Source organism: Pseudomonas sp. B21-054 (assembly GCF_026016345.1).
Classification (GTDB): Bacteria; Pseudomonadota; Gammaproteobacteria; order Pseudomonadales; family Pseudomonadaceae; genus Aquipseudomonas.
The window spans coordinates 2,723,309-2,746,219 of record NZ_CP087204.1 but is presented as its reverse complement, the minus strand read 5'-3'; the positions used below and the strand labels follow the sequence as shown (position 1 = coordinate 2,746,219).

Sequence of the window (22,911 nt, the reverse complement as noted above, 5' to 3'; positions counted from 1 at the left end):
TCGCGATAGCGGTGGATCAGGCAACTGGTTGTCAACTGTCAGTCCGCTATCGCGAGCAAGCTCGCTCCCACAGGTTCAGTATTCACAGTGTCTAACTTCGGGCAGCACGCCACGCCTCGATCAACTCCACAAACCTGCCCTGCACCTGCCGGATCAGCGTTTCATCATCGATTTCCCCGGCCAGCCAGGCCCGGCTCGGTTCCTGGAAGATCGTTCGGCCTACGGCAAATCCGCGGCAGGTACTGCTCTGGCTGGCCTGGCGGAACCCTTCGGCCAGGGCCGCGGCCGGGGCGTTGAGGCCCAGCAGCACCACGCCGCGGCAATACGGGTCGCGCTGTTGAATCAACTCATCGAGCTGTTTCCATTCGTCCGCACTCTGGGCTTCGATCTTCCACCACGCCGGGAAGATACCCAGGTTGTAGAGGCGCTTGAGGGCGCGGTACAGCACGTCCGGGTGCGGCGAGGGATGATCCTTGGGCGGAATGACTTCCAGCAGCAATTCATGGCCGCTGACCTGGGACGCCTTGTACAGCCCCATCAGTTGCGCCTCTTGCTCCAGGCGCAACAGCGGTTCGTCGTCGGGATGAAATTGCACCAGGCATTTGATGATCTGTTCCTGGGGCCAGGCGATCAGGTTGCTGCCAATGGAGCGTCCGTGTTCGAACGCCAGCGGCCGCGAATTCTGGACCTCCACCGGCCGCGCCACCCACCAGCCGCGTCCGGTGGCGGCGTTCAGCGAGTCCTGGCCGAAACGTTGATCGGCCAACAGGCCCACATCGGCCTCGACGCCCTGGCGCTGCAAGTCGGCTTCGACCCGCTCCACCGCCTGGATGAACAACTGCTTGAGTTCGCCGATGCAACTCAGGTCGCGCCCGCCCTTCTGGGCCAACTCCACCAGTTGCCAGCGATGGTCGAAGGCGAAGATGAACAGCTGCTTCCAGACCTTGCGTGGCACGCTGACCTGATGCAGCCGCTGCAACACGGCGTCCTGGTCCGGCCGGGTAATCGGCACCGGACTCTTGAACAGATAATCGAGCTCGGCCCGGGTCGGCATCGCCGGGGCACAGGCATGGCGCGACACCACCAGGCCACCGCAGGCGTTGGCCAGTTGGCAGCAGCGTTCATCGCTGGCGTCCTCCAGCCAGCCGGCGAGAAAGCCCGACATGAACGCATCGCCAGCCCCCAGTACATTCAGGACTTCGACCCGAACGCCAGGATAAAGGGCGCCGTCTTCCAGCCGGGCCGGGATGGCGCCGTGGATCACCGTGCAACCCTGCGGACCGAGCTTGACCACCAGGGTCGCCGCCGTCAGCGAGCGTACGGTACGCAGCGCGGTCAGCAGGTCTTCGCTGCCGCCGGCGATGAGGAATTCTTCTTCGGTGCCGACGATCAGGTCGAAGCGCGGCAGGATGCTCTGCACATGCTGGCTGACTTTCTGGTCGGCGACGAAACGGGTTTCCCCGTCGGCCTTGCCCGCCAAGCCCCAGAGCACCGGGCGATAGTCGATGTCCAACACGCGCTTGACGTTGTGTTTCTCGGCGTAATCCAGCGCCTGCGTGCTGGCCTTGTAGACGCTTTCGGTCGAGAAATGCGTGCCGGTGATCAGCAGCGCCTTGCTGGAAGCAATGAAGGTTTCGTCGATGTCTTCGGCACGTAACGCCATGTCGGCGCAATTTTCCCGGTAGAACACCAGGGGAAAGGTTTCCCGGTCCTTGATCCCCAGCAGAACCATGGCCGTCAGCCGTTCAGGATCGACCTTGATGCCGCGCACATCGCAGCCCTCGCGCGCCAGGGACTCCACCAGGAAGCGGCCCATGTGGTCGTCCCCGACCCGGCTCAACATCGCCGATTTGAGGCCCAGTCGTGCGGTACCGAAGGCGATGTTGGCCGACGAACCGCCCAGGTACTTGGCGAAGCTCGACACATCTTCCAGGCGCGCACCGACTTGCTGCGCGTAGAGGTCGACGCCCAGGCGTCCCAGGCAGATCACATCCAATTGACGCCCACTGGCAAAACGAGTCTGGCCCATGCTGGCTCCTGTTATTTTTATCAGCCTGCGCTTGCCGCCAGAACCGGCGCCAACGCTCTTGGTGGATGCAGACTAAAACGAGCCGCTGGCAATAATCAATAATTATTCTATAAATTTTTTACGTGGAATATTTTTTCCAATACGCTACAACCGAAGCGAGCCAGACGCGGTGCATCGTTTCAGCCAGTGTCGTAACGTGGTCTGCCCATGATTTTCCCTGCGCCTAAGCTGTAGACTGCGACCAGCCAACCTATTGTCGAGGGCCGGCCTTTTTTCCGGGCCGCCCTAAAAGAACAAGCCAGAAGGATTTTCTATGACCCGCCCCGATGATCTGCCGGCGCCGTCCGAGAGCGCGTCCGAACCCGCCCTCCCGAGCCCACCGATCAATGCCGAGCGCCTGCTGCAACTGATCACCGACGAATACGAAAGCCTGCCGCGCCAGCTCAAGCGCATCGCCAGCTACATGAGCCAGCAGAGCGACCGGATCATGGTCGATCGCATCAGCGACATCGCCCGGGAATGCGAAGTGCACCCGTCGGCCATCGTCAGGTTCTCACAACGCTTCGGCTTCAGCGGGTTCAGCGAAATGCAGGCGTTGTTCCGCGAGGCCTACACCCACAAGACCACGCCGGTGCAGAACTACCAGCAGCGCATCCGCAGCATGATCGCCAACAAGTCGCAGAAAGCCAGCGGCGGCGACCTGGCCCGAGAATGCGTCAACGCGACCCTGTCGGGCATCGAGCGCCTGGGGTTGGAGCTGGATGACCAGGCGTTCGAAAAAGCCGTAGACTTGGTGGTCAATGCCGACAACATCTACGTGGTGGGCGTGCGCCGCTCCTTCGCGGTCGCCGATTACCTGGTCTACAACCTGCAGCACACCAACAAGCGCATTCATCTGGTGTCCGGCCTGGGCGGCAGTTATCGCGAGCAGATGCGCAGCGTGCGGGCCAACGACCTGGTCATCGCCATCAGCTTCACGCCCTATGGCAAGGAAACCCAGCACTGCCTGCGCATCGCCCAGCACCACCAGGCCAAGACGCTGATCATCACCGACAGCAACCTGTCGCCCCTGGCCAAGCGGGCCAACGCGGTGCTGCTGGTGAACGAAGGCAGCTCGTTCGCCTTCCGTTCGTTGAGCGCCACCCTGTGCCTGTGCCAGGCGCTGTTCATCGCCGTGGCTTACCGGCTGGAGCTCAAGGTCGATGAAATCCATGAACAGGTCGGGTTCGAGGATTAATGCCTCGCCCCTTATGAATTGCTGAAGGAGAAGCCATGAAACTGATCGGCATGCTGGACTCACCCTATGTGCGACGCGTCGCGATTTCCGCCAAATGCCTGGGCGTTGCCCTGGAGCATGAATCGGTTTCGGTCTTCAGGCATTTCGAGCAATTCCAGCGCATCAACCCCGTGGTCAAGGCGCCGACCCTGGTGCTCGACGATGGCACCGTGCTGATGGACTCCACATTGATCATCGATTACCTCGAGGCCTTGACCGCGCCGGGTAGAAGCCTGATATCCACCGATCCCGGGTCACAGCTGCGCTCTTTGCGCCTGACCGGGTTGGCCTTGGCGGCGTGCGAGAAGTCGGTGCAGATCTACTACGAACGCAACCTGCGGCCGACAGAAATCCAACATGCCCCTTGGGTCGCACGCGTGGAAGGCCAACTGGCGGCGGCCTATGACATGCTCGAACAGGAACTGGTAAAACAGCCACTGGCCACCGATGGCACTCTCGATCAGGCGGGCATCACCGTGGCAGTGGCCTGGAGTTTCACCAACCTGGTGGTGCCGGACCAGGTGCAGGGCAAGTCATTCCCATCGATCAGCGCGTTCACCGCCTATGCCGAAGGGTTGGAGGCGTTTGTCAGCACGCCGATGGAATAAGCGCAGGATTCCGATTCACCCTGGATCCCTGTGGGAGCGAGCTTGCTCGCGATAGCGGTGTACCAGTCAACATGGATACTGACTGACCTGACGCCATCGCGAGCAAGCTCGCTCCCACAGTTTGTTCCCGGATGTCTGCGGGATATGCACTCACCACAACTCCCACAGTTTGTTTTCGGGTGACTGTGGAATATGCATTCACCGCAGATCCCATACAGGATTTGCTCAGGCCAGCTCCATTTCCTTTGGCTCTACCACCGGCGTCACCTCGAAGCGATCCGCCAGGAACGGCGTGATGTCCAGCGGCAACGGTTCGTTGTTTACCAGTTTGTCCAGCAGCACCCCAGTGATGGCCGAGGTCAGTATGCCGGTGCGGAAATGGCCGCAAGCGTTGAGGTACCCCTCCACCCCTCGCATCGGCCCCAGGATCGGCAGTTCATCGGGGGAGCCTGGGCGCAGGCCGGCCCAGGTGCGTTTCAGGTTGATATCGACCAATTGTGGAATACAACGCACCGCGCCTTGCACCAACCCTTCAATCTCGGGGTAGGTGGTGGTCACGTCGAAGCCTTTGTCTTCGGTGGTGCTGCCGATGAGGATTTCGCCGTTGTCTTTCTGCGCCACGTAGCAGTCACTGGTGGTCAGGCAGCCGTTGAGGATTTTCGGCATGCGTTCGGTCAGCAGGATTTGTCCCTTGACCGGCTTGACCGGAATTCGCACGCCAGTGGCCTGTTCGCTCAGGTCCGCTGCCCAGGCACCGGCGGCGTTGATCAATGTCCGGCAACGGAAGGTCCCTGCCTCGGCGGTTTCCACGCCCGTGACCCGGCAGCCCTCGCGCAGGACTTCAGTCACGTTGGTGTTGAAGAACATATCGACACCGTTCTGCCGGGCACCTTCGGTGTAGGCATCCGCCAGGCGAAACGGGCTGACCTGGTGATCGCAAAGAAACTCCAAGGCGCCGCTGGCCTCATGGCTGACATTCGGCTCGGCCTCGCGCAGGGCGGCCTGGTCGAGCCAGCGCACCTGATCGGCCAGGTGAGGAATGCAGGCGACGATGTGCTCGGCGTACAAACGGTCTTCGTCGTCGTAGATCACGAACTTGAGCCCGGTCTGCTCGAACTTGCAGTCCATGCCATGGCGGTCGATCAGCTCGCGGTGCAACTGCGGGTACATCGCGTTGGACTGCAAGGCAAAATCGAAGAACGACTGGGGCAGGATGTGCGGCGTGCTGGCGTCCACCGCCACGGCGGCGCCCTGGGCCTGGCGCTTGCGGTTGGCCGACATCATGCGAAAGAAAATCACCCCGCAGCCCAGGCCCACCGATTCGCCAATGGCCCACAGGCCGCCGGCCGAAGCGCGGGTAGCGTTGCCGGGGCGCTTGGCGTCGATCAGGGCGATCTTCAGGTGCTCGCGCTTGGACAGTTGATAGGCGCATGAAGCCCCGATCACACCACCACCGGCGATGACCACGTCATAGTGCTTAATCATGGGAAACGGCCTCCGTGCCGAGGTTCTGGAACGCTGAAAAGGGAATCGGATCGATGGGGAAGCGCGGCCGTAGCCAGCCCACATCAGTGCGCCCGGTGGCTTCGCGCAATCGGTCACTGCAGTAGCCGACGCACATCCGTCCCTGGCAGTCGCCCATGCTCACGCGAGTGCGCATTTTCAGGCTGGCCATGTCTTGCACGCCTTGCTCCAGGGCTCGATCGATGTCGGCGCGGGTGGCATGCTCGCAGCGGCAAATCACCGTATCGGCAGCCGGCAACGCGGTTTGCCCGGCGCCGCGCTGGGTGTAGCGATCCACGGCGGCGCGGAAGCGAATGATTCGGTCAAGCTGCGCCTGGTAGCGCTCGCGGTGTTCGAGCGCGGTGGACGAATCCAGTACGTTGCGTTGCAGCAGGATCGACAGCGCGGCGATGCGCCCGCTCAGCATGGCGGCTTCACCGCCGCGAATCCCGCCCATGTCGCCGGCCAGGTGAATGTGCGCCTCACTGCTTTGCTGCCAGGCATCGGGCACGGCCCGCAAGTAGCCGTCCTCGCTGAAGCCGTGCTCCAGGCCCATCTGCTGGCTCAATTGGGTGCGCGGGATAAACCCGTAGCCGACCGCCAGTGTCTGGGCCGGCACCGGTTCGGCGCGTTTCAGGTCCGGCTCCCAGGTCGTGGAGTACGGCGCGACGGTGACGGTGCTCAACTCACCCTCGCCATCAGCCTGCACCACGCCCCAGCCGTAGCGCACGGGGATGCGATTGAGCTTGAGGTAGGCCAGCATGCTCAGGCCGTCGAGGAACAATTGCGGTTTGTTCAACAAGGCCAGGCTTTCCTTGGCGATCCTGCCGAACCCGCAGGCCTCGTAGACACCCGCCACCGCCACGCCTGACGCGTGCAGTTGACAGGCCACCAGCGGCAGCAACGGCCCTGTACCGGCGATGACCACCGGCGCCGGCGGCTTGACCACCCCGCTCTTGATCTGCAATTGCAGGCCGCCGACCATCATCACGCCTGGCAGGGTCCAGCCCGGAAACGGCACGCTGCGTTCGTGACAACCGGCTGCCAACACCAAATGGGAATAGGCAACCTCACGCAGGCGCTCGTCGGCGTCCAGCAACATCAGCGCCCGGAACCCTTCGGCGCCGATGACGCGGCTGCTCAGTCGCACGTCGATCAGCCCGGCGTGGCGCCGGAATTCACCGTGGAGTTGCTCCAGGGCTTCGCTGTAGCGCGGCCCCAGGTAATCCAGGCGTACGCCATCGCGCAACGGCCCGCGGTACACCACGCCACCGAGGCGCGGCGCTTCTTCGAGCAAGGTGCAGCGCACCCCATGGGTGGCCAGCTCAATAGCCGCCGCCATCCCCGCCGGCCCACCGCCGACAATCACCGGATCGAGGCTCATGATGCCTCCGTTTCGCTGATACGGTTAGTCCGGGTCTCGATCTGCATGCCGGGCCGTACCAGGGTCTGGCAGGCGCGGCGCTTGTGGCGTCCATCGATCTTGACCAGGCAGCATTGGCAGACGCCCATGCCGCAATAGGCACCGCTGATCTGGTCATGATCGTTGCGGGCCACCTGACGCTGGCCCAGGGATTGGATGACGGTGAGGACGGTTTCACCCTGGGCGGCGTTGACGGTCTGCCCGTCCAGGCGCACCGTCATGTCGGCCTGCTCCAGCGGCTGGATATCGAATTTTCGGCGTAGAAGGTCTTGAGGTTGCATCATATTGCTCTTCCTTGAAGGTTCTGTGAGGTCTAGGCTCCTTGCGGCACACCCTCACCGTTTGCATCAGCACTTGGTGTATCAGCGCGCCATGGCGGCGCCTTCAGAGGCAACAGGATAGTGCGCTGGAATTTTATGTTAGGGATTATTTGTGACCAGGTGTTGACCCAGGCCAGTAATCCACTTGCCGGCTCATGAACTTTTTTTCAGAAAGCCGACAGCTATTCTTTGGCAGAATGTCGCGCAATAGCACCAACTTCCCACACGGTACCGCCCATGAACCGCATCCTGACCATCGAAGACGACGCCGTCACCGCCCGTGAAATCGTCGCCGAACTGACCCGCAACGGCCTGGACGTCGACTGGGTCGACAACGGTCGCGAAGGTCTGGAACGGGCGGTAAGCGGCGATTACGACCTGATCACCCTGGACCGCATGCTGCCTGAACTGGATGGCCTGGTGATCGTCACCACCCTGCGAACCATGGGCGTGGCCACGCCGATCCTGATGATCAGCGCCCTTTCCGATGTGGATGAGCGCGTGCGCGGCCTGCGGGCCGGCGGCGACGATTACCTGACCAAACCGTTCGCCACCGACGAAATGGCCGCCCGGGTCGAAGTACTGCTGCGACGCAACAACGGCGCCCGGGAGCCGGAGACCGTGCTGCGGGTGGCCGACCTGGAACTGAACCTGATCAGCCGCGAAGCCAGCCGCAACGGGTTATTGCTCAGCCTGTTGCCCACCGAGTACAAGCTGCTGGAGTTCCTGATGCGCAACAGCGGGCAGATCCTCTCGCGCATGATGATTTTCGAGGAAGTCTGGGGCTACCACTTCGACCCCGGCACCAACCTGATCGACGTCCACATCGGTCGCTTGCGCAAAAAAATCGACCCACCGGGCCTGGAACCGCTGATTCGTACGGTACGGGGTTCCGGCTATGTCATTGCTGAACCCTGCTAAAGGCTGGCGCTCCTCCAGCAGCCGCCTGCTGGCGCTGTACAGTTCGCTGTTCGTGATCTGGAGCGCGATCCTGATGGGGGTGATGTACTACGAAGTGTTCGGCTACCTCGATAGCCTGGCCAAGCATTCGCTGATGCAGCGCCAGCATCTGTTCGCGCGGATCCACGGCGATCAGTTGGAAGACGCCCTCATGGCCAGCCTGAGCCTGGACGAGCGCGGCGTCGATGCCTACGGCCTGTTCGATCCCCAACTGCGTCATTTGAGCGGACCGATCCAGCAAATTCCTGCAGATCTTCCCCTCGACGGCAAGATCCACATGCTCGGCGGCTGCGTCGACTCCGACGACCCCAGCGTGCCTTCCGACGGCTGTGACGCGGTGGCCAGCCGAACCCAGGACGGGCGCTGGCTGGTGCTGGCGCGGGACAACGGCTCGCTGTTCGCGGTGACGCGGATCATCTTGCACGCGTTGTTCTGGGGGGTGTCGCTGACAATCTTGCCGGGCATTGCCGGTTGGCACCTGCTGCGCCGGCGCCCCTTGCAGCGTATTCGCAAGCTGCAAGCCAGCGCCGAGGCCATCGTCGCCGGCGACCTGACCCATCGCCTGCCGCTGTCGAGCCGGCGCGATGAACTGGACATGCTGGCGGCCATCGTCAATGCCATGCTCGAGCGCATCGAACGCTTGATGAACGAGGTCAAGGGCGTGTGCGACAACATTGCCCATGACCTGCGCACGCCGCTCACCCGCTTGCGCGCCCAACTGTATCGCATCCAGCAGGAAGCCCCGGACGGTTCCCCCGAGGCGTTGCAGATGGACCAGGTGATTGCCGAGACCGATACCCTGATGGCGCGGTTTCGCGGTTTGCTGCGGATTTCCGAATTGGAAGACCAGCAGCGCCGCTCGGGATTCGTGCGCCTCGATCCGTTGCAGTTATTGCAGGAGCTGCACGACTTCTACCTGCCGCTGGCCGAGGAAGGCGAACTGACTTTCACCCTGGAAATGCCCGACGCCCTGCCCCTGCTCAATGGTGACCGGGCATTGCTGTTCGAGGCGGTGTCGAACCTGCTGAGCAACTCCATCAAATTCACTCCGCCCGGGGGCGAAGTGATCCTGCGCGGGGTCGATCAGGGTGACAGCACCCGTATCGAAGTGCTCGACTCCGGCCCCGGCATTCCCGAGGCCGAGCGCAAGGCCGTATTTCGCCGCTTCTATCGCGCCGAGGGCAGCAGCCAGCATGGTGGGTTCGGGCTAGGCCTGTCGATTGTCGCGGCGATTGTCAGTTTGCACGGATTCACGCTGGAGGTAGGCAGCAGCGAACGCGGTGGCGCGCGGTTGGTACTCGATTGCCGGCCGACGTTGCTGTAGCTGATCATTTACACCGGGTCACGGCGATGCAGCGGAGTGTTTTCAAGCTCATAACGCAGTTCGTCGATCAGCTTCGCCAGGCTTTCTTCCGAGCGAACACTGTCCAGACTCATGCCGCTCACAACCAGGTCCACCTCTCCGCTTTGGCGATGATAGAGGCGTACTGTAAGGGTGCCGTCGCCATTGAGGCTGCATTCGCAAGCCAGCGGCTTGAAGCTTTCTTCGAGGCGGGCACGCACGGGGGCCAGTTGGGTCATGCGTTTTCCCTCAGCGCCGAGATCGCAAATGACGGATGGACGCCGCCGGGGTCATGGCCTCAACGGACTTCCTGTTTATACATTCGATGGGGGCGGTGTGCATTGTGGCCTGTTCCTTGACTGTTTCGTGAGGGGACGCGACATCGCAAACATGTCGCACCCTCACAGCCTAAGGAGCGAGAGGCTTACGCAAAACCCGAATTTGCACCAGTACGAGCGGTGCATTTGCACTGGCCATCATGGTGCCTTCTTTCGCCACTCGCTGGCGAACAAGCCACGTTCCCGAGCCCAGACAATGGCCTCGCTGCGGCTATGGACATCCAGCTTGGAGTACAACGTCGCCACGTGATTTCGCACCGTATTGGGCGCCAGTTTCAGTCGTGCGGCGATTTCCTTGTCCGCCAGGCCCTCGCAGATCAGCCCCAACACGTCACGCTCCCGGGCCGTCAACTCGGTAAATGACACGTTGGGCACCTGAGCATTGATGCTTTTCACATTGGCCAGTTTTTCAATCAGGGTCCGACTGAACCAGGAAGCATCCTTCATCACTTCCTCAATAGCAGCCACCAGTTCCAGCTCCGAGCGCTTGCGTTCGGTGATGTTCATCAACACCAGCAGGTAGCAGGGTTGGTCCTGAATGACCACGGTATCGGCCGCCACCTCGCAATCGATCTGTTCGCCGCCTTTCTTGTGAACCTTGATGTCGACACTGGAGACATTCGCGGTCTTCTCCAGCGTGGCGAACAGCGCCGCGCCAGCGTCCTTGTCGAGAAAACCAATCTCCTCCACGGTCTTACCCACCAGCTCTTCGCTGGAGTAACCGCTGGTCTGGAGAAACGCTTCGTTGATTTCCAGCAATAGTTGTTCGGCGCTGCACACCAGGGTTGGCACGGGCGACAGGCGAAACGACTTGGCGAAGCGCTCCTCGCTCTGGCGCAGCGCCGTTTCGGCCTTGCGACGCGGCTCCATGTCCATGAAGGAAAACAGCATGCAGTCTTCATCGTGCAGGTCATCCAGCGGCTGGCCCGCGACAATCACTTGCTTGCTGCCACCACCCGGCAATTTCAGCTCGGCCTGCATCTGCGGAATAGTCGCGCCCTGCCCCAGGCGTTCGATGGCCAGTTCTCGCCTCTCCGCAGCCTCGAGCACGTCCAATTCATACACGGAACGCCCGATCACTTGCTCGCGACTGTAGCCGGTCATTTCCAGGAAACCCTGGTTGACCTTGATGTAGCGCAGGTCACTGAGGCGACAGATCACCGCTGGCGCCGGGTTGGCGCCGAAGGTTTTCTCGAAGCGCTGTTCGGCGCTGGCCCACTCGGTGGCGTCGCTGAGAATCAGCACCAGGGACTCCGGCTCACCGTTGCGGTCGGTCAGCACCATGCTGCGGATCCGATGGACCCAGGTACGGTCCGGATCGGCCACGGGGGTGACTTCCACCAGGACATCACTGAATTCATCCCCACGGGCGACCCGGGCGATGGGGTAGTTGTCCTGGGTCAGCGGGTGGTTGTTGCGGTAACGCAAATTGAAACGCTGGGCGTACTCGAGGGCATTAGCGCCCAGCTCACTCAGCTCCTTGACCCCATGCATGGTCAACGCCGCTTCGTTGGCCCAGGCGATGGTCTGGTCGACTTCCATCAGCATCACCCCGTCAGACAATCCGGCGATGATTTGCAGCAATTGACGGCGATTGGTATCGGTGGTCGGGACTTCCTGGCTCATTGGGTCTCCATGTGGTCAGTGCGCTTGAGGCATGGATGCGTTGAAGGTTACGACCACATGGAGTTGCGATAGTGCACCACACCGTTCAGGCCGCCAGGCGTCCCTCGGCAATGGCCTGGGAGGCGGCCAGCATCGCTCGCAACAGCACCGCGCAGCCGGCGGCGAGATCATCGGGGGCGGCGTTTTCGATTTCGTTGTGGCTGATGCCGCCTTCGCAGGGCACGAAGATCATCCCGGCCGGGCCCAGTTCGGCGAGGAAGATCGCGTCATGGCCGGCACCGCTGACGATGTCCATGTGGGACAGGCCCAAGCCCCCGGCAGCGTCGCGCACCGCTTCGACGCACCCCTTGTCGAAGTACAGCGGCGGGAAGTCGGCTGTGGGTTTCAAATCGAAGGTCAAGCCGTGTTGCCGGCAGGTGTCTTCGATCACTTGCTTGACCTCGGCGATCATCGAGTCCAGCCGCGCCGGTTCCAGATGGCGGAAATCCAGGGTCATGCGCACTTCGCCGGGGATGACGTTGCGTGAACCTGGATAGGCTTGCAGACAACCGACCGTGCCGCAGGCATGGGGCTGATGACCGAGGGCGGCGCGGTTGACGGCACCGACAATGATCGAGGCGCCCACCAGGGCGTCCTTGCGCAGGTGCATCGGGGTCGGGCCGGCGTGGGCCTCGACGCCGCGCAAGGTCAGGTCGAACCACTTCTGCCCCAGGGCGCCCATCACCACACCGATGGTCTTGCCCTCGTCTTCCAGGATTGGCCCCTGTTCGATGTGCGCCTCGAAATACGCCCCCACCGGATGCCCACTGACCGGGCGTGGACCGGCGTAGCCGATGGCGTTCAGCGCCTGGCCCACGGTGATGCCTTCGGCGTCGGTCTTGGCCAGGGTTTCTTCGAGGGTGAATTTTTCCGCGAATACGCCGGAGCCCATCATGCACGGGGCGAAGCGCGAGCCTTCTTCGTTGGTCCACACCACCACTTCCAGCGGCGCTTCGGTTTCAACCTTCAGGTCATTGAGGGTGCGCAACACTTCCAGCCCGGACAGCACGCCAAAGCAACCGTCGAACTTGCCGCCGGTGGGTTGGGTGTCGATGTGGCTGCCAGTCATGACCGGTGGCAGGTTCGGATTGCGCCCCGGGCGACGGGCGAAAATGTTGCCCACCCCATCGATGCTGACGGTGCAGCCAGCGGCTTCGGTCCATTGCACGAACAGGTCCCGGGCCTGGCGGTCCAGGTCGGTCAGGGCCAGCCGACACACACCGCCCTTGACCGTGGCACCGAGCTGGGCCAGGTCCATGAGCGATTGCCACAGGCGGTCGCGGTTGATGTGCGGGAGGGTGGATTGCAGGACGTCGATGGCTGCGTTCATGGGGATCTCCATTTTTTCAGGCATGTTTTCGGTGTACTTGAGGCCGCTATCGCGAGCAAGCTCGCTCCCACAGGGGATCTGCTGTGCACATGGACTTTGCATCCACCCCAATCCAGTGTGGGAGCGAGCTTGCTCGCGATGAGGCCCTCCTTCACACCGCGGTTTTAGCGACGGATGGGCTCGCTCGCATACTGCACAACCCGTAATAAATCACCCCACCCAGCGCCGAGCCGGTGAACCAGCCGTAGCTGTAGAACCAGCTGAACGCGTCGCTGCCCAGGGACAATAGGGTCAGCACCACCGGCAAGCCAAAGGCGATGAAGCCGTACCAGTTCCAGGCGGGGTACACGTCGTCGCGGTACAGCCCGGCCAGGTCCAGTTGCTGTTTCTTGATCAGGAAATAATCCACCACCATGATCCCGGCAATCGGCCCCAGCAGGCTCGAATAGCCCAGCAGCCAGTTGGAGTACACCGATTCGAGGCTGACCTCGGACACGATCAGGCCGAGCTTTTTCAGCAACTCATGGGCCATCAGCGCCAGCCCCACCAACCCGGTGAGCATCACGGCCTTGGTCCGGCCGATCAGTTTCGGCGCCAGGTTCTGGAAGTCGTTGGTGGGGGAAACGATGTTGGCCGCAGTGTTGGTCGACAGCGTGGCGACGATGATCAGCACCATGGCCAGCGCCACCCACACCGGACTCTGGATGTGCCCGATCAAGGTCACCGGGTCGGAGACGGTGACGCCCACCAATTTCTCCGAGGCGGCGGTCATGACCACGCCGAGGGAGGCGAACAGGAACATGGTCAACGGCAGGCCGATGATCTGCCCCACGACCTGGTCCTTCTGGCTCTTGGCGTAACGACTGAAGTCAGGAATGTTCAACGACAGGGTCGCCCAGAAACCGACCATGGCCGTCAACCCGGCGAGGAAGTAGCTGGTCACCCCGGCGCCTTCGGGCCGCTTGGCCGGGACCGCCATCAGCTCAGTCAATGAAACGTTGGGCAGCGCCCACACCAACAGGCCGACACCCACCAGCACCAGCAGCGGCGCGGATAAGGTTTCCAGCCACTTGATCGACTCGGCACCGCGCAACACCACCCACAAGTTGATGACCCAGAACACCATGAAGCCAATGACTTCGCCAGTCCCGCCCAGGCTCTTCCAGCCTTCGAACACCGAGCCGAGAAACAGGTGGATCGCCAGCCCGCCGAACATCGTCTGGATCCCGAACCAGCCGCACGCCACCAGGGCGCGGATCAGACACGGGACGTTGGAACCGATGACACCAAAGGACGAGCGCAACAGCACCGGAAACGGAATGCCGTACTTGGTCCCGGCAAAGGCGTTCAAGGTCAGGGGAATCAACACGATGATGTTGGCAAACAGGATCGCCAGCAGCGCCTCGCCCACCGTCAGGCCGAAATAAGCGGTGAGCACGCCGCCAAGGGTGTAGGTCGGCACGCAGATCGCCATGCCCACCCACAGTGCGGTGATGTGCCATTTGTTCCAGGTTCGCTCGTGCACCTTGGTCGGCGCGATGTCGTGGTTATAACGGGGGCTGTCGAGGACGTCGTTGCCGGCTTCAAGCTCGAACAACCCGTCGCGCTCAGTCACTGTTGATCTGGTCATGTCCGCTCCACTGTTTTCATTATTTTTGCTCATCGACGGGCGATGGCCGGAGTACTTGCACGCGTGCTACCGACCACCCCGCCAGACCCACGACGGCACTCAATAACCGTGCCGGATGATGCCCCGAGCTGACCGGATGATCGATATAACCCTTTCAACCTTTTGATGTTTAACGTTTTAAAGCCACGTTATTGCCTTGTTTCACTCCCTGCTTACCGCCCTTGAGGCTAGATGACCTTCGCGCTCTGTCGAGGGGGAGATTCAAAGTGGTGCACCCCGGATCAACGCGAGGTGTCTAGACCGCACTTGCAACGCTTTCAAGCCGCTGATTTACCATGACAAATCTCGCTCAAATAACGATCCTGTCAAGTGCGTCAAAATGGTGAGCAGGCTCACCATTTTGGTGAATTTATAATTTAATCTTTAAATTTCAATAAGTTATTTAACTTATAAGCTTATAAAAAATAATCTTGCTCATTTCATAAACTCCAGCTAGCGTCTAATCCTGACAGTCGTGACAAGAATATAAACCGGCACGACTTTACCTACCGTGATCGATAAAACATAAAGAACCGGCAACAGTCGGTCATGCCTGCGAGGAACTCGGAATGTCTCTGTTGATCCGTGGCGCCACCGTTATTACCCATGATGAAAGTTATCGCGCCGATGTGTTTTGCGCCGACGGCGTGATCAAGGCCATCGGTGACAACCTGGATGTTCCGGCCGCTGTCGAAGTGCTCGATGGCAGCGGTCAATACCTGATGCCCGGTGGCATCGATCCCCATACGCATATGCAGTTGCCGTTCATGGGCACGGTCGCCAGCGAGGACTTCTTCAGCGGCACGGCGGCGGGTCTCGCCGGCGGCACCACGTCGATCATCGACTTCGTGATTCCCAACCCCCAACAGTCGCTGATGGAAGCCTTTCATCAATGGCGTGGCTGGGCCGAGAAAAGCGCCAGTGACTACGGTTTCCACGTGGCGATCACCTGGTGGAGCGAACAGGTCCGCGAAGAAATGGCCGAGCTGGTCAGCCATCACGGGGTGAACAGCTTCAAGCATTTCATGGCCTACAAGAACGCCATCATGGCCGCCGACGACACCTTGGTGGCGAGCTTCGAGCGCTGCCTGGAGTTGGGCGCGGTGCCCACCGTGCACGCCGAGAACGGCGAACTGGTCTACCACCTGCAACGCAAGCTGCTGGCCCAGGGCATCACTGGCCCCGAAGCCCATCCGTTGTCACGCCCTTCGCAAGTGGAAGGCGAAGCCGCGAGCCGCGCCATCCGCATCGCCGAAACCCTGGGCACGCCGCTGTACCTGGTGCATGTGTCGACCAAGGAAGCCCTGGACGAAATCACCTACGCCCGCAGCAAGGGCCAACCGGTCTACGGTGAAGTACTGGCCGGGCATCTGTTGCTGGACGACAGTGTCTATCGCGATCCCGATTGGCAGACCGCCGCCGGCTACGTGATGAGCCCGCCCTTCCGCCCACGCGGGCATCAAGAGGCACTCTGGCACGGCTTGCAGTCCGGCAACCTGCACACCACCGCCACCGACCACTGCTGTTTCTGCGCCGAACAGAAGGCCGCCGGGCGTGACGACTTCAGCAAGATTCCCAACGGCACCGCCGGTATCGAAGACCGCATGGCCGTGCTCTGGGACGAGGGGGTCAACAGCGGCAAATTGTCGATGCACGACTTCGTCGCCCTCACCTCCACCAACACCGCGAAGATCTTCAACCTCTACCCGCGCAAAGGGGCAATCCGCGTCGGCGCCGATGCGGACCTGGTGCTCTGGGACCCAGAGGGCAGTCGCACGATTTCCGCCAAGACCCACCATCAGCAGGTGGACTTCAACATCTTCGAAGGCAAGACCGTGCGCGGCGTGCCCAGCCACACCATCAGCCAGGGTCGACTGGTGTGGGCCGACGGCGACCTGCGGGCCGAGCGCGGCGCGGGGCGCTACATCGAACGGCCGGCGTACCCGGCGGTGTTTGATTTGCTGAGCAAGCGGGCCGAGCTGAATAAGCCAACCGCCGTGAAACGCTGACATCCAGGCCTTCGGCCTTCGCGAGCAAGCCCGCTCCCACATTGGATCTGGGATAGACGCAGATATGTGGTGTGCCGCAAATCCCTTGTGGGAGCGGGCTTGCCCGCGAAGGCGTCAGTCCAGACACCGAAAAAACCACTGCCCACCAGAGGCAGCACCTCAAACACCGTGAGGCCCACTCCATGATCCAGCCCTTGAGTCACCTCCCCCATTCCCAGGAAGACCCGGCCGCCCTCGCCGCCCGCTTCAGCGACCTGGCGCCGCCGCTCAACGCGCGCCAGGCCCACCTGGAAGCGTCCCGTTGCCTGTATTGCTACGACGCACCGTGCGTGAACGCCTGTCCGAGCGAGATCGACATTCCTTCGTTCATTCGCAACATCCACCAGGACAACGTCCAAGGCGCGGCCCAGAAAATTCTGTCGGCCAACATCCTCGGCGGCAGTTGCGCCCGGGTCTGTCCCACGGAGGTCCTGTGCCAGCAAGCCTGCGTGCGCAACAACGTCCATGAATGCGCGCCGGTATTGATCGGCCAGCTGCAACGCTACGCCGTAGACAACGCCCATTTCAGCGAACACCCGTTCAAGCGTGCCGCCGCCACTGGCAAGCGCATCGCGGTGGTCGGGGCCGGGCCGGCGGGGCTGGCGTGCGCGCACCGCAGTGCGATGCACGGTCATGACGTGGTGATTTTCGAAGCCCGTGAGAAAGCCGGTGGCCTCAACGAATACGGGATCGCCAAGTACAAACTGGTGGACGATTACGCCCAACGCGAGCTGGATTTCCTGCTGGACATCGGCGGCATCGAAATCCGTCACGGCCAGAAACTCGGCGAGAACCTGAGCCTGAGCGACCTGCACCAGCAGTTCGACGCGGTGTTCCTCGGCCTCGGCCTGGCCGCCAGCAAACAACTGGGCCTGAGCGACGAACAGGCACCGGGGCTGCTGGCCGCCACCGAATACATCCGTGAACTGCGCCAGGCCGACGACCTCAGTCAGTTGCCCCTGGCCGACCGCTGCATCGTCCTCGGCGCCGGTAACACCGCCATCGACATGGCCGTGCAGATGGCTCGCCTCGGCGCCCGGGACGTCAGCCTGGTGTACCGCCGAGGCTTGGAAGACATGGGCGCCACCGGCCATGAACAGGACATCGCCAAGGCCAATCAGGTGCGCCTGTTGACCTGGGCGCAGCCGCAACAGGTCTTGCTCGATGACGCGGGGAAGGTACGCGGCATGCGTTTCTCCCGCACCCATCTGGAAAACGGCAGGCTACTCACCAGCGCCGAAACCTTCGACCTGCCCGCAGACGGTATTTTCAAAGCCATCGGCCAAGCCTTCGACGACAACGCGCTGGTGGACCCGCTGGCCCGGGAGCTCAAGCGCCAGGACGGGCGAATCCTAGTGGACGAACACCTGCGCACCAGCGTTCCCGGTGTCTATGCCGGCGGCGATTGCACCAGCCTGGACCAGGACCTCACCGTGCAGGCCGTGCAGCACGGCAAACTCGCCGCCGAGGCGATCAACGCCCAACTCATGCTCAACGTGGAGGCTGCGTAAATGGCCGATCTGTCGATTGTCTTCGCCGGCATCAAAGCCCCCAATCCGTTCTGGCTGGCCTCCGCGCCGCCCACCGACAAGGCCTACAACGTGGTCCGCGCCTTTGAGGCCGGCTGGGGGGGCGTGGTCTGGAAAACCCTCGGTGAGGATCCGGCGGCGGTGAATGTGTCCTCGCGTTATTCGGCCCACTACGGTGTCAATCGCGAGGTGTTGGGCATCAACAACATCGAGCTGATCACCGACCGCTCCCTGGAGATCAACCTGCGGGAAATCACCCAGGTGAAAAAGGACTGGCCGGACCGGGCGTTGATCGTGTCGCTGATGGTGCCCTGCGTCGAAGAATCCTGGAAACGCATCCTGCCCCTGGTGGAAGCCACCGGCGCCGACGGCATCGAGCTGAACTTCGGCTGCCCCCACGGCATGCCGGAACGGGGCATGGGCGCGGCGGTCGGCCAGGTGCCGGAATACGTCGAGCAAGTGACCCGCTGGTGCAAGACCTATTGCTCGCTGCCGGTGATCGTCAAGCTCACGCCGAACATCACCGACATCCGCGTCGCCGCCCGGGCGGCCCATCGCGGCGGTGCGGACGCGGTGTCGTTGATCAACACCATCAACTCCATCACCAGCGTCGACCTGGACCGCATGGTCGCCCTGCCCAGCGTCGGCAGCCAGAGCACCCATGGCGGTTACTGCGGTTCGGCGGTCAAGCCGATCGCCCTGAACATGGTCGCCGAAATCGCCCGCGACCCGCAGACCCACGGCTTGCCGATCTGCGGCATCGGCGGCATCGGCAGTTGGCGCGACGCGGCGGAATTCATCGCCCTGGGCAGTGGCGCGGTGCAGGTGTGCACGGCGGCGATGCTGCATGGTTTTCGCATCGTCGACGAGATGAAGGACGGCTTGTCGCGGTGGATGGACGAGCACGGCCATGCCAACCTCCAAGCCTTCTCCGGTCGCGCGGTGAGCAACACCACCGACTGGAAGTACCTGGACATCAATTACCAGGTCATCGCCAAGATCGACCAGGAGGCGTGCATCGGTTGCGGGCGCTGCCACATCGCCTGCGAAGACACCTCACACCAGGCCATCGCCAGCCTCAAGCAGGCGGACGGCACGCGTAAATATGAAGTGATCGATGAAGAGTGCGTAGGCTGCAACCTGTGCCAGATCACCTGCCCGGTGCAGGACTGCATCGAAATGGTGACGGTGGACACCGGCAAGCCGTTTCTGGATTGGAACCATGATCCGCGCAATCCCTATCATGTAACCGCTTGAAGGTTGGGTGTCTGGACTGGCGCCATCGCGAGCAAGCTCGCTCCCACAGTGGATCGTGTCGTTCACAGATGTTGTGTACACCCGAAATCCAGTGTGGGAGCGGGCTTGCCCGCGAAGGGGCCATCAGCCTCACCAAAAATTCTCAAGGCTCCAACCCTATCCCCCGCAAAATCACACCGGTCACGGTCTGCACCGCCCGTTCGAATTGCATGTCCGACAACGGCTGGTGGTCGTTGAGAATACTGATCTGGTGGTCGAAGTCGGCGTAGTGCTGGGTCGAGGCCCAGATCATGTAGAGCAGGCTTGAGGGCTCCACCGGGAGGATGCGTTTGTCTTCCACCCACTGGCGGATTTTCGCTTCCTTCATCTTGGCCCAGTCATAGAGGCTGGCGTCCAGCGCCTCGCCCAGGGTCGGGGCGCCGTGGATGATTTCGTTGGCCCAGACTTTCGAGCCGTAGGGGCGGCTGCGGGAGTGGTTCATCTTGGCGCGGATGTAGCTGCTGAGCACCACCCGTGGGTCATCGAACATCTCGAAGCACAAGGCATCCTGTTTCCACACCTCCAGCAGATCGAACAGCACGGCGCTGTACAGTTCGCTCTTGGTGCTGAAGTAGTAATGCAGGTTGGAACGAGGCAATTGCACTTCAGCGGCGATGTCGGCCATGGCGGTGCTGCCGAAACCTTTTTCGGCAAAGACCTTCTCGGCGGCCAACAGGATTTTCTCGACGTTACTGCGACGAATCTCGATCTTGTGATTGCCCATGAGGGCTCCCTGGCACCAGCGTTGCTCAAGACTAGCATTCACTCACCTTCGAAAACACGGGTAGTCCAATGGGAGTGAGCAAGCGCCCACATCTGGCCCAGTTGCCGTTCAGGCGGATGCACGCAGGTACCCTTGTGGCGAGGGGATTTATCCCCGTTGGGGTGCGAAGCAGCCCCAATTACTGTCGCAGCGGTGTGTCAGGCTGATTGCATTCAGCCGTCTTTAGGGCTGCTGCGCAGCCCAGCGGGGATAAATCCCCTCGCCACAAGAGAACGCACCGTCAATAAGATCGCGGGCATTCGACTAATGTCTTAGACCAGTCATCGCACAACCAAGCACCCTCCCCACTGTCCTCAAACCACAGATCTGCCCGGCACCACGGCCTGCGATCTTGACCTCGTCCAGCAACAGCCGTTGAAACGTCTCATTTTGAAGCAGAGCCGAGTTGGATAATTCCGGTAATGGCCAGTTGACAATGAGCAGCCGCTTCCAAATAATCCCTTCAATGTTGTACGACGACGTATGACAAAAATAAAAACAACAAAAAAGTAGGGAGCGTCATAGTGAGCACACGTGTCCGTTTTTCACCCGACAACCGTCCCAACCGCCGTACCCTCCTCAACACCAGCCCGGCACTGATCCTGCTCGGTTGCAGCAGCCTGTCCCTGTTCCTGCCGATGACCGCCAGCGCCGAAGGCTTCGTCGATGACGCCAAGGCCACGCTGACCCTGCGCAACGCCTATTTCAACCGCAACTTCACCAACTCGAACAATGCCCAGGGCAAGGCCGAGGAATGGACCCAGAACTTCATTCTCGACGCCAAGTCCGGTTTCACCCAGGGCACGGTCGGTTTCGGCGTGGACGTGTTGGGCCTGTACTCGGTGAAACTCGACGGCGGCCGTGGCACGGCGGGTACGCAATTGCTGCCGGTGCATGACGACGGTCGCCCGGCCGACGACTTCGGCCGTTTGGGCGTGGCCCTCAAGGCCAAGGTGTCAAAGACCGAATTGAAGGTCGGTGAATGGATGCCGGTGCTGCCGATCCTGCGTTCCGACGACGGCCGCTCCCTGCCGCAAACCTTCCGTGGCGGCCAGGTGACCTCCACCGAGATCAACGGCCTGAGCCTCTACGGCGGCCAGTTCCGCGGCAACAGCCCGCGCAATGACGCGAGCATGGAAGACATGTCGATGAACGGCCGCGGCGCGTTCACCTCCGACCGCTTCAACTTCGGCGGCGGCGAATATGCCTTCAACGAAAAACGCACCCAGGTCGGCGTCTGGTACTCGGAGCTGTCCGACATCTACCAGCAAAAGTATTTCAACCTGACCCACAGTCAGCCCATCGGCGATTGGACCCTGGGCGCCAACCTCGGCTACTTCATCGGCAAGGAAGACGGCAGCGCCCTGGCCGGCGACCTGGACAACAAAACCGCGTTCGCCATGCTCTCGGCCAAGTATGGCGGCAACACCTTCTATGTCGGCCTGCAAAAACTCAGCGGCGATGACGCCTGGATGCGCGTCAACGGCACCAGCGGCGGGACCCTGGCCAACGACAGCTACAACTCCAGCTACGACAACGCCCAGGAAAAATCCTGGCAAGTGCGCCACGACTTCAACTTCGCCGCTGTCGGCGTGCCGGGCCTGACCCTGATGAACCGCTATATCAGCGGCGACAACGTACACACCGCCACCGTCGACGACGGCAAGGAATGGGGCCGCGAAACCGAACTGGCCTACACCGTGCAGAGCGGCGCGCTGAAAAGCCTCAACGTGAAATGGCGCAACGCGTCGATTCGTCGGGATTACAGCACCAACGAATTCGATGAGAACCGTATTTTCATCAGCTATCCGATCAGTTTGTTGTAAGGCGGTTGGGTGGGTCTGCTGGTGAGGGGGCGGCTGGACTGGCGCCTTCGCGAGCAGGCTCGCGCCCACAAGGAAAGGTCACCCTTTGCCCGCGGTCATATGGCCTATACAACGGATATCACTCACTGTTTGCTCAGGTAATGCCATGACTACGACACCGATTCGCCAACCCCTCAATCGCCTGCTGCTGACCGGCGCCGCCGGCGGCCTGGGCAAAGTCCTGCGGGAACGCCTCAAGCCCTTCGCCCGCCACATTCGCCTGTCGGACATCGCCAACATGGCCCCGGCCATCGATGAAAGCGAAGAAGTGGTGCCGTGCGACCTGTCGGATAAACAGGCGGTGCATCAATTGGTGGAAGGCGTCGATGCCATTCTGCATTTCGGCGGGGTTTCGGTTGAGCGCCCATTCGAAGAAATCCTCGGCGCCAATATCAGCGGCGTGTTCCATATCTATGAAGCCGCCCGCAAGCACGGCGTCAAGCGGGTGATTTTCGCCAGTTCCAACCATGTCATCGGTTTCTACAAGCAGGATCAGACCCTCGACGCCCTCTCCCCGCGTCGCCCGGATGGCTACTACGGCCTGTCCAAGTCCTACGGCGAAGACGTCGCCAGTTTCTACTTCGATCGCTACGGCATCGAGACCGTGAGCATCCGCATCGGCTCCTCGTTCCCCGAACCGCAGAACCGCCGGATGATGAGCACCTGGCTGAGTTTCGACGACCTCACCCAATTGATCGAATGCTCGCTCTACACCCCGAACGTCGGCCACACCGTGGTGTATGGCGTGTCCGCCAACCGTGACGTCTGGTGGGACAACAGCCAGGCCGCGCACCTGGGCTACAAGCCCAAGGACAGCTCCGAAATTTTCCGCGCCAAGATCGAAGCCCAGCCGATGCCGGCCGCCGATGATCCGGCGAGGATTTACCAGGGCGGTGCCTTTGTCGCCGCCGGTCCCTTTGATGACTGATTCGCCTGTTTTCCATGGG

The 22,911-nt window shown here is 61.8% G+C and carries 18 protein-coding genes; 9 read left to right on the top strand and 9 right to left on the bottom strand.

The features are described 5' to 3' along the window. Positions 1–91 precede the first annotated feature (91 nt). Positions 92–2,029: a bifunctional 5-dehydro-2-deoxygluconokinase/5-dehydro-2-deoxyphosphogluconate aldolase gene (locus LOY70_RS12430; protein ID WP_265037032.1), complete on the bottom strand. Its 1,938-nt coding sequence runs from the start codon at positions 2,027–2,029 to the stop codon at positions 92–94. Positions 2,030–2,342: 313 nt separating this feature from the next. On the opposite strand from LOY70_RS12430, the gene LOY70_RS12425 reads away from it, so the two are divergent. Both LOY70_RS12425 and LOY70_RS12420 read left to right on the top strand, forming a co-directional pair. Then, the gene (locus tag LOY70_RS12425) at positions 2,343–3,266 is read left to right on the top strand and encodes a MurR/RpiR family transcriptional regulator (RefSeq protein ID WP_003202885.1); all 924 of its coding nucleotides are present in this window, start codon (positions 2,343–2,345) and stop codon (positions 3,264–3,266) included. A 35-nt stretch (positions 3,267–3,301) separates the two neighbouring features. Further along, positions 3,302–3,913, top strand: coding sequence for a glutathione S-transferase (locus LOY70_RS12420; protein WP_265037027.1), 612 nt, complete (start codon positions 3,302–3,304; stop codon positions 3,911–3,913). A 225-nt stretch (positions 3,914–4,138) separates the two neighbouring features. Here LOY70_RS12420 and hcnC read toward each other — a convergent pair whose 3' ends face one another. The 3 genes from hcnC to hcnA are packed head-to-tail and all read right to left on the bottom strand — an operon-like array spanning position 4,139 to position 7,120. Continuing rightward, the gene (hcnC, locus tag LOY70_RS12415) at positions 4,139–5,398 is read right to left on the bottom strand and encodes a cyanide-forming glycine dehydrogenase subunit HcnC (protein WP_265037025.1); all 1,260 of its coding nucleotides are present in this window, start codon (positions 5,396–5,398) and stop codon (positions 4,139–4,141) included. Next, positions 5,391–6,800, bottom strand: coding sequence for a cyanide-forming glycine dehydrogenase subunit HcnB (hcnB, locus tag LOY70_RS12410; RefSeq protein WP_265037023.1), 1,410 nt, complete (start codon positions 6,798–6,800; stop codon positions 5,391–5,393). The genes hcnC and hcnB overlap by 8 nt, the downstream gene beginning before the upstream one ends. After that, the gene (hcnA, locus tag LOY70_RS12405) at positions 6,797–7,120 is read right to left on the bottom strand and encodes a cyanide-forming glycine dehydrogenase subunit HcnA (protein ID WP_185067183.1); all 324 of its coding nucleotides are present in this window, start codon (positions 7,118–7,120) and stop codon (positions 6,797–6,799) included. The genes hcnB and hcnA overlap by 4 nt, the downstream gene beginning before the upstream one ends. A gap of 276 nt (positions 7,121–7,396) precedes the next feature. Here hcnA and LOY70_RS12400 point away from each other — a divergent pair, with 276 nt between their 5' ends. Then, positions 7,397–8,080, top strand: a complete 684-nt coding sequence (locus LOY70_RS12400; RefSeq protein ID WP_123341478.1) for a response regulator transcription factor — start codon at positions 7,397–7,399, stop codon at positions 8,078–8,080. Further along, positions 8,058–9,443, top strand: a complete 1,386-nt coding sequence (locus LOY70_RS12395; RefSeq protein ID WP_265037021.1) for a sensor histidine kinase — start codon at positions 8,058–8,060, stop codon at positions 9,441–9,443. The genes LOY70_RS12400 and LOY70_RS12395 overlap by 23 nt, the downstream gene beginning before the upstream one ends. A gap of 8 nt (positions 9,444–9,451) precedes the next feature. Here LOY70_RS12395 and LOY70_RS12390 read toward each other — a convergent pair whose 3' ends face one another. From LOY70_RS12390 to LOY70_RS12375, 4 genes are all read right to left on the bottom strand, one after another. Then, positions 9,452–9,700 carry a DUF1652 domain-containing protein gene (locus LOY70_RS12390; protein ID WP_265037019.1) on the bottom strand — a complete coding sequence of 83 codons (249 nt, stop codon included), beginning with the start codon at positions 9,698–9,700 and terminating at the stop codon, positions 9,452–9,454. 237 nt (positions 9,701–9,937) lie between these two features. Beyond that, on the bottom strand, positions 9,938–11,425 hold the full coding sequence (locus LOY70_RS12385; RefSeq protein ID WP_265037017.1) for a helix-turn-helix transcriptional regulator: 1,488 nt from the start codon (positions 11,423–11,425) through the stop codon (positions 9,938–9,940). Positions 11,426–11,510: 85 nt separating this feature from the next. Then, on the bottom strand, positions 11,511–12,794 hold the full coding sequence (locus tag LOY70_RS12380) for a Zn-dependent hydrolase (RefSeq protein WP_265037015.1): 1,284 nt from the start codon (positions 12,792–12,794) through the stop codon (positions 11,511–11,513). Between the two features lie 151 nt (positions 12,795–12,945). Beyond that, the gene (locus LOY70_RS12375) at positions 12,946–14,424 is read right to left on the bottom strand and encodes an NCS1 family nucleobase:cation symporter-1 (protein ID WP_265037013.1); all 1,479 of its coding nucleotides are present in this window, start codon (positions 14,422–14,424) and stop codon (positions 12,946–12,948) included. Positions 14,425–15,032: 608 nt separating this feature from the next. Between LOY70_RS12375 and hydA the strand changes: the two genes are divergently transcribed. The 3 genes from hydA to preA all read left to right on the top strand — a co-directional run bounded on the left by hydA (position 15,033) and on the right by preA (position 19,297). Beyond that, positions 15,033–16,472 (top strand): dihydropyrimidinase, encoded by a 1,440-nt coding sequence (hydA, locus tag LOY70_RS12370; RefSeq protein ID WP_265037011.1) that lies wholly within the window; start codon positions 15,033–15,035, stop codon positions 16,470–16,472. Between the two features lie 182 nt (positions 16,473–16,654). Beyond that, positions 16,655–18,022 (top strand): NAD(P)-dependent oxidoreductase, encoded by a 1,368-nt coding sequence (locus tag LOY70_RS12365; protein WP_265037010.1) that lies wholly within the window; start codon positions 16,655–16,657, stop codon positions 18,020–18,022. Beyond that, the gene (preA, locus tag LOY70_RS12360) at positions 18,023–19,297 is read left to right on the top strand and encodes an NAD-dependent dihydropyrimidine dehydrogenase subunit PreA (RefSeq protein WP_265037008.1); all 1,275 of its coding nucleotides are present in this window, start codon (positions 18,023–18,025) and stop codon (positions 19,295–19,297) included. A gap of 142 nt (positions 19,298–19,439) precedes the next feature. Here the strand turns inward: preA and LOY70_RS12355 are convergent, their stop codons facing one another. Next, positions 19,440–20,060, bottom strand: a complete 621-nt coding sequence (locus tag LOY70_RS12355; RefSeq protein ID WP_265037006.1) for a TetR/AcrR family transcriptional regulator — start codon at positions 20,058–20,060, stop codon at positions 19,440–19,442. A 677-nt stretch (positions 20,061–20,737) separates the two neighbouring features. Here LOY70_RS12355 and LOY70_RS12350 point away from each other — a divergent pair. Both LOY70_RS12350 and LOY70_RS12345 read left to right on the top strand, forming a co-directional pair. Beyond that, positions 20,738–21,925: an OprD family porin gene (locus LOY70_RS12350; RefSeq protein ID WP_413776646.1), complete on the top strand. Its 1,188-nt coding sequence runs from the start codon at positions 20,738–20,740 to the stop codon at positions 21,923–21,925. A gap of 145 nt (positions 21,926–22,070) precedes the next feature. Beyond that, on the top strand, positions 22,071–22,892 hold the full coding sequence (locus LOY70_RS12345) for an NAD-dependent epimerase/dehydratase family protein (RefSeq protein WP_265037004.1): 822 nt from the start codon (positions 22,071–22,073) through the stop codon (positions 22,890–22,892). Positions 22,893–22,911 lie beyond the last annotated feature (19 nt).